This is a genomic window from Amycolatopsis sp. NPDC023774 (assembly GCF_040639695.1).
Lineage (GTDB): Bacteria > Actinomycetota > Actinomycetes > Mycobacteriales > Pseudonocardiaceae > Amycolatopsis.
The window spans coordinates 1-6314 of record NZ_JBFAAJ010000080.1 but is presented as its reverse complement, the minus strand read 5'-3'; the positions used below and the strand labels follow the sequence as shown (position 1 = coordinate 6314).

The following is a 6314-nucleotide window of genomic DNA, read 5'->3' as shown; positions in this document are numbered from 1 at the left end:
GCCCGGTTCACCGAGGCCGTGCTGGGTGACGATCACACGCTGGGCACGCCCGACCCGCCCCGCCTGCGGGCTGCCGGGCGGCCCGAGGAACTGGCCGGTCTGCTCGGCGGGAGGCTCAAGCGGTGACCACGTTGCCCCTGCCCGAAAGCTTCGCCCTCACCCTCCGCGGCTACGACCGCGAGCAAGAAGACGGCGTCCGCCGGACCCACGCAGGGCTGCGGTAAACGGCGAGTGGGACAGCTCGTCGGCCTAGGACTGAGCCGGGACGGGGGTAAGGAATTTCGAGTGAGCCCTGATTCAGATCGTGTGGAGCAGGCCACCAAGCTGAAACAGCTGGAGCACGCGCTCGCGACGCGGCCGGTGATCGAGCAAGCCAAGGGCATGCTCATGGTCCTGCGGAGCTGGTCGGCAGACGACGCGTTCGCGGCGTTGCGCGAGGTTTCGCAGCACACGAACGTGAAGCTGCACGACGTCGCGGCAGTGGTGGTCGCGGCCGGCACCCGGCGCCCGGCGGCGGTGCCGGAGAACACGACCGCCGCCGTACTCGCCGGGCTCCGATCCGCCGGGATTTGGAGCGCGGAACGCCTCGACCGTCTTTGAGCGGACAGCACGGGCAAGCGAGACGAGGGGTCGCGTGGGGCCGGGTGAGGTCGAGCCCCGTCAGCTCGTCGCGGACCGACGTGCGGCGGCCGGGGTGCGGCAATCGGTGAAGGGCTTGTGGTGGCAGCCGGCTGACTGCTCAACCGGCTGCCACCTGGGCTATCGGTTCCCTCGGACCACGGAGTTGCACCCAAGTTGCACCCACCGTGGGCCATTCCCAGTCGCGGCGGCGACATCCGATCGGCAACGCGCTTTCGGCGCTATCCGATGCTCGAGCGTGAGGCGGAGGGCGCGCGTGTTTACCGGACAGGGGACCGGAGGCTCGGCCGCGAGGTCGCGGTCAAGGTGGGCGACGGGGGAAACGGTCGCGGTGGAGTAGGTGCGCCCGATCCGGGAGAGGACGATCCAGACCGGCATCGACCACCCGCGTGTGGTGGCTGTGCTCGCCAGCGACGGACCAAGGCCGGCCGTTCGTCGTGTAGCTCGCGCAGCGCCTCCTTTCCGGGCCCGTGCCGGTTGAGCAGGTGACTGATCTGGCGGTGCAGCTCGCCGAGACGGTCGAGCACATCCACGCCCGGCGCGTCGTGCATCGAGACCTCAAGCCCGTCACCATCCTGCTCGGCGCTTACGGCCCGTTCAGCGATTTCGGTATCGCGCACGAGCTCGGCTCGACCGGCATCACGGGAACCGGGTTCGTCTCGGGCACGGCCGTCTACTCCGCGCTCGAGCAGATCGTCGGCAAGGCGCGGGGCTCGCCGCCTACGTCCCCGCGCTCAGCTCATGCTGCTGGAGTGCCTGACGCGGGAGCGCGAGTACCCGGCGCGATGGCCGAAGCGGCGATGGCGTCCCGCCGGGGTGCCCGCACCCTCACGTGCACCCTCGGGCGGAGGACTGCCCGTGAACCCGCGCAACGCCCACCGCAGCAGCGGAAGCCCTGCCGCTGCTTCGTCGGCCCGCCACAGTGGTTGCGCCTGCTTGACCACAGGGTGCGGCTCCCAGGCCTCGACTGCGCGCGCGGGTCGCGTTCGGTGGCATGGTGGCGGCGACAACGGCGGCTGTCGTCGCGGCGGTGCTCACGGACCGGGCGCGGCAGGCCCTGCCCTGGCGGAACGCCTGCCGCCCAACCGCCCACCGCGCCCGCGACGGCGTCGTCGACCGCGACCACCGCGGCGGTACGCACACCGCTGACCCGCCGAGTTCAGATCCGGTCGCCGTGCCGGGTCCGAGGCTCTCGTCATCATCCCCGGCAACAGGACCGCAGCGGAGGGCGGTAAGGCTCGAGGGCAACCCCCGGAAAAGGACAATGCCCCAGACCGCGACGGCCATTCGGTGCCCACAAACCGCGGCCCGGCAGCCGAACGCGCGACGAACACAGTTCCGGCTCCCGCTGCCTTCGGGTCAGGCGGCGGGCCCGCCATCCAGACAGGACAACGACGTCGACGTGGCAAGCGGCCACGGAGCAGCACACCCGCGTGGCTGTGAACGAGGAGTTTCACCTGCTTTCGTCCGGGTATCCGGAAAATCGAGGGGGACTCTGGAGATCAGGCCACCATGTCCACCCAGTCGTGGTCGTCCGTCTTTTCCGTCGGCGTGCTGACGTGGTCGCTGGAGACGCGCGAAGGGGTTGGGCTGGTATGCGACAGGCGTTTCACGAGGAGCTGGTTCGGCTCGGGGGCGAGATGACTGAAATGTGCGTCGTCTGCGCGCAGGCGATGCGGCGGGCGACGACCGCGTTGCTCACCGCGGATTTGGAGCTGGCCGAGCAGGTGCTCGGCAGCGACATCGAGCTGGATCTCCAGCGCGCCGAGTGCGAAGAGCACGCTGAGGCGCTGCTGGCGTTGCAGGCCCCGGTCGCCCATGAGCTACGGCTCGTGCTCGCCGCGGTGTACTGCGCCGACAAGCTCGAGCGCATGGGTGACCTGGCCGCGCACATCGCCGGCACTGCGCGCCTCCAGCATCCGGGCCGCTTCGACCCCGCCGAGCTGGAAGAGAGCTTTCGCTGCCTCGGCGAGCTCACCGCGGGCATGGCCGACCGGCTCGCGGAGATGATCGCGGTGCCCTACGCAGGCATGTTCGCCGAGCTGGACAACGCCGACCAAGCGGTGGACGACCTGCATGCTCGAGTACTCGAAGTGATCACAAGCCGGAACTGGAAAGGCGGGGCCGCGGCGGCAGCCAACGCTGCCCTGCTGGCTCGGTTCTACGAACGCTTCGGTGACCAGGCCGTGTCGGTCGCCAGACGCCTCGAATTCACCGTGACCGGCGCCTTGCCGACCTGACTCTGCCTGCGAGAGCCAAGCCGGAGGGCCAAGTCATCGGCCGTCCATCCCCACGGGTGGCGGCTCCCAGCGGAAGACCCCGGCGCCCTGGGCGTAGGAGAGGTGGCCACCGAGCGCACCCCCGGCGCCGAGGACGAGCAGGCCGAGTACGCCGAGCACCTTGCCCCCTGCCGCGCCGCGGCGACGCCGACGGTAGGAGGCAGCGAAGATCACGGTCGCGACGAGGTTGAGCACGAGGTGGCAGAACCCGACCCGGCGCTGCCGCTCGTCGAGTTCGTGGTAGTCGGCGGCACCGAGAACCGCGGCCGCCGGAGCCGCCAGCAGCCCGATCCCGACCAGCCGCCGGGACGCTGTTTCGTTGCCTGGCACGAGGTCAAGCAGAGACGAGCACGCCCATGCGCCGATCGGGAGAGTGACCGCGATCGGGTGCAGCGGATGGCCGAGGCTGCGGCCCCGGAGCTCTTCGCCGGCCCGGCCCCCGAAGAGCTTGTTCACCGGCTTCGCCACGGCGGCTGCGGGCGCGTCCAGTGCCTGTACGTCTTCCAAAGTGGACAACAGTCGGTGCGGCGGGGCTTCCGCCGCAGTCCGGGTCCTGGCGTGGCTGAGGGCGAAGGGGGATTTTTTGGTCATGATGCGGGCTACCCCCGCAGCCGGACGCCAATCCTCGCCGCGGACGCGACTTCGTCGCGCGCCCGCCGCAGTTCCGGTCGGTCCGGGCACGGTGCAGGTCGCTGCTCGGTCCACAAAACAGCGCATCGTGCTCCGTGCTGCCGCCGGCGCGATGAGGCGGCGGCAGCACGGAGCACGCCAGGTGTCAGGCTCGATGAGCACCGTCGGTGGTGGCCCTGGGCTCCTTCTGGGCGGGCGGCGGCTGCGTGGCTGGTGCGCTCTGCTCCTGGCCGCCCATCTTCTGCTCGGCCTTGTGTTTGGTGTCGACGGCGTCCTGGGCGGTGCGCTGTTTGCCGATCGCCAGGTCGGACTTGATGGTGTCGTTCTGTTCCTTGGCCTTCTCGTAGCCGGAGTCCACCAATTCCGCGGCGGCGTCGCGCCCGCCGAGGCCGAAGGCCAGTGCCGCGGCCAGCGCGGCCGAGCCGACGAGTGCGGCGTAGGTGATCGTGACGATCACCGGGGAGATCCCGAGCTGGGTGAGGATCATGAACACGGCGATGCCCATGATCATTGCCGGGACGAGGGTTCGCACGATCTTGCCCGTCGGGGTGTCGCCCATGGTGCGGTGCACCAGCCCGCCGATCGCGCCGGCGACCGCGGCCGCGACGAGGAAGATCAGCAGCGCGGCGAGGAGGTTGGGCAGGTAGCTCAGCACCTGGTTCATGAACCCGGTCAACGCCGGAATTCCCAGGGTCCCGATGGCCGAGGAAATCACGAACAGCATGATCACCCAGAACACGACCAGGCCGACGAGCTTCGACGGGCTGCCCTGCGGGGAGAGCTTCTCCACGTAGTTCGCGCCGCCGCCGGTCTTCAGCCGGTCGTCGACCTTCGCCTTCTGCAGGCCTTTGGTGATGGCCTTGTCCAGCAGTTTGGCGATGAGGAAGCCGATCAACAGCACGAGAAGCGCGCCGATCACCTGGGGCAGGTAGTTGACGAATGTCGTGAACGCACTCTGCAGACTTTGCAGGATGTTGAAGCCGGTGTTCATTGATCTTTTCCTTTCGTGGACGAATTGTGGTCAGCCGGGTGGACACGGCGCAAACCCGCGCCGGCCGTTTCGGCTCTGGTGTTTCGATCCGGCGTGGACGCGAGACGGCCCAGCGGACGACTGCCTTGGCGGTGAAAAACCCCGGCTCGGTCGTCGCGTCGAAGGGGAACACCGAGGTCCGGGGCGTGAGCCTGGGTGGCTCTTGTGGCACCGGTCGGTTCGTCGCCGCCGTTACCACGCCGACCGGCTTGTGGGAGCAGCCCATGCACTCCTTTCGGCCGGGCTGTGCAATCCCAAGCGGGTTGTATTTGCGCTGCGTACCCGGTCGGAAGCCGGCCAAACGCGCTGTCGCCATCCCACAACGCCCGACGTTTTCCGGTAGTTTGTTCCCGAAAGGGCTTCCGGCGACGAGCCGGAAAGTGAGTGGGGCGACTTATTCGTCGGAAAGGAGTGATCCCAGTGGTCCGAGATCGAGGTTGAGTTCGCGTCGCTCCAGTCCGAAGTGGTCGCACAATTCGTCCATGCGCAGATCGAGGTACATCAGCGTCTGCCCGATTTCTTCGATCTTGTCGTCGCCGAGGTCTCCGTGGTCGACTCGGCGCAGCGCTTGGCGCTCCATGAGCTGGCGCAGGAGTTCCACCACGGTCAGGACCAGGCTGACGAGGCTGCGTTCCGCGGTTTCGGGGTCGGCGTTGATCCGGTTCTGCTGCTCGTCATTCATGATGGGGCTGCAATGCGGTGATCGAGGTGATCAGGGTGCGCAGGGAAACGTGCACCAGATCCACGTCGGCGATGGACAGGGTGATTTCGCCGCTCACCACGACACCGCCCGCCAGTACCCGGTCGAGCAGGTCGATCAGGGCGACGTTGCGGTCCCCGGCACGTGCGGGCAAGGTCATGATCCCTCCAGCGAGGAGAAGGAGTACGGCGGCCACGGCCCGGTCAGCGTCACGGTGAGCAAGGCGCTGTCCCGATCGCATGAGTCCACCGCTTCGGCGAACTGCTCGGCTCGCTCGGCGTCGACGAGATACGCGCCGTTGAGCACCATCGGCCCGTCCCGCTCGGTCAGCGCCCGGCTCTGTGGCGGGTGGGTGCAGGCGTCGGACGCCAGTTCGGACAGCGCGGCGTGGATGTGACTCGCCTGCTCTGCCGCCTGCCGCTGGCGTTCTTCAGATGACGCGAGTGCCCTGCGCCGACGCGCCAAGTACGCAGCACCCGCACCTTCTCCGGACGTCACGGGCGCGGCGGGCTCCGGTTCGGTCTGCAGGAACGCCTTCACGCCCCACTCGACCCGGCCCGAGACGTGCTCGAGCATTCGCTCGAAGTCCGCGGAGCGCTGCTCGACGGCGACGCGGACGGAGCTGTCGTCGTGGTACATCGTCGCGAGCCGGACCGGCGCCACCGGCCCCCGATCGAGCAGCGCCGCGATCACAGCGTCGTGCGCTCGCGCCACCGTGGCCAGCCAGTCGAGGTCTTCGAGGTTGCGCGGCAAGGCTTCCTCGCCGAACGAGCTCAACGGCACGTCGCCCACCACCGCGACCAGCGTGCCCGCCGCCACAACGCGCGGGTGCTCGGCCGAGACGCCCGTGAGGCCGCCGAGCGCGGACGCGGCACCGGCTTCAGGCGTCACGGCGTACAGCCACACACCGGTCTCCTCACTCGCGTTCATCGTCCTCTTCGCCGGCCTCGATGGACTCCGGCGATCGCCCGGATTCCAGTGCGGCGATGCGGGCTCGTAGCTGGCGGTTTTCGTCTTGTAGCTTGCCGTGGTCGCC

General features: G+C 69.0%; 8 protein-coding genes. 3 read left to right on the top strand and 5 right to left on the bottom strand.

Going from position 1 to position 6314, the window contains the following annotated elements; all coding sequences use genetic code 11:
* Positions 1-285: 285 nt before the first annotated feature.
* The 3 genes from AB0F91_RS46675 to AB0F91_RS46665 all read left to right on the top strand — a co-directional run bounded on the left by AB0F91_RS46675 (position 286) and on the right by AB0F91_RS46665 (position 2879).
* Positions 286-600: an ANTAR domain-containing protein gene (locus AB0F91_RS46675; RefSeq protein ID WP_360608901.1), complete on the top strand. Its 315-nt coding sequence runs from the start codon at positions 286-288 to the stop codon at positions 598-600.
* A 509-nt stretch (positions 601-1109) separates the two neighbouring features.
* Entirely contained in the window at positions 1110-1874 is a 765-nt protein-coding gene (locus AB0F91_RS46670; protein ID WP_360608899.1) for a hypothetical protein, read from the top strand.
* 198 nt (positions 1875-2072) lie between these two features.
* The gene (locus AB0F91_RS46665; protein ID WP_360608897.1) at positions 2073-2879 is read left to right on the top strand and encodes a PhoU domain-containing protein; all 807 of its coding nucleotides are present in this window, start codon (positions 2073-2075) and stop codon (positions 2877-2879) included.
* Between the two features lie 33 nt (positions 2880-2912).
* Here the strand turns inward: AB0F91_RS46665 and AB0F91_RS46660 are convergent, their stop codons facing one another.
* The 5 genes from AB0F91_RS46660 to AB0F91_RS46640 all read right to left on the bottom strand — a co-directional run bounded on the left by AB0F91_RS46660 (position 2913) and on the right by AB0F91_RS46640 (position 6208).
* On the bottom strand, positions 2913-3509 hold the full coding sequence (locus AB0F91_RS46660) for a DUF2231 domain-containing protein (RefSeq protein WP_360608895.1): 597 nt from the start codon (positions 3507-3509) through the stop codon (positions 2913-2915).
* A 184-nt stretch (positions 3510-3693) separates the two neighbouring features.
* Positions 3694-4539, bottom strand: a complete 846-nt coding sequence (locus tag AB0F91_RS46655) for a hypothetical protein (RefSeq protein WP_360608893.1) — start codon at positions 4537-4539, stop codon at positions 3694-3696.
* 433 nt (positions 4540-4972) lie between these two features.
* On the bottom strand, positions 4973-5260 hold the full coding sequence (locus AB0F91_RS46650; protein WP_360608891.1) for a gas vesicle protein K: 288 nt from the start codon (positions 5258-5260) through the stop codon (positions 4973-4975).
* Positions 5253-5438 (bottom strand): gas vesicle protein, encoded by a 186-nt coding sequence (locus AB0F91_RS46645; RefSeq protein ID WP_360608889.1) that lies wholly within the window; start codon positions 5436-5438, stop codon positions 5253-5255. Before AB0F91_RS46645 ends, AB0F91_RS46650 begins: the two co-directional genes overlap by 8 nt.
* The gene (locus AB0F91_RS46640; protein WP_360608887.1) at positions 5435-6208 is read right to left on the bottom strand and encodes a GvpL/GvpF family gas vesicle protein; all 774 of its coding nucleotides are present in this window, start codon (positions 6206-6208) and stop codon (positions 5435-5437) included. The genes AB0F91_RS46645 and AB0F91_RS46640 overlap by 4 nt, the downstream gene beginning before the upstream one ends.
* Positions 6209-6314: the final 106 nt, after the last annotated feature.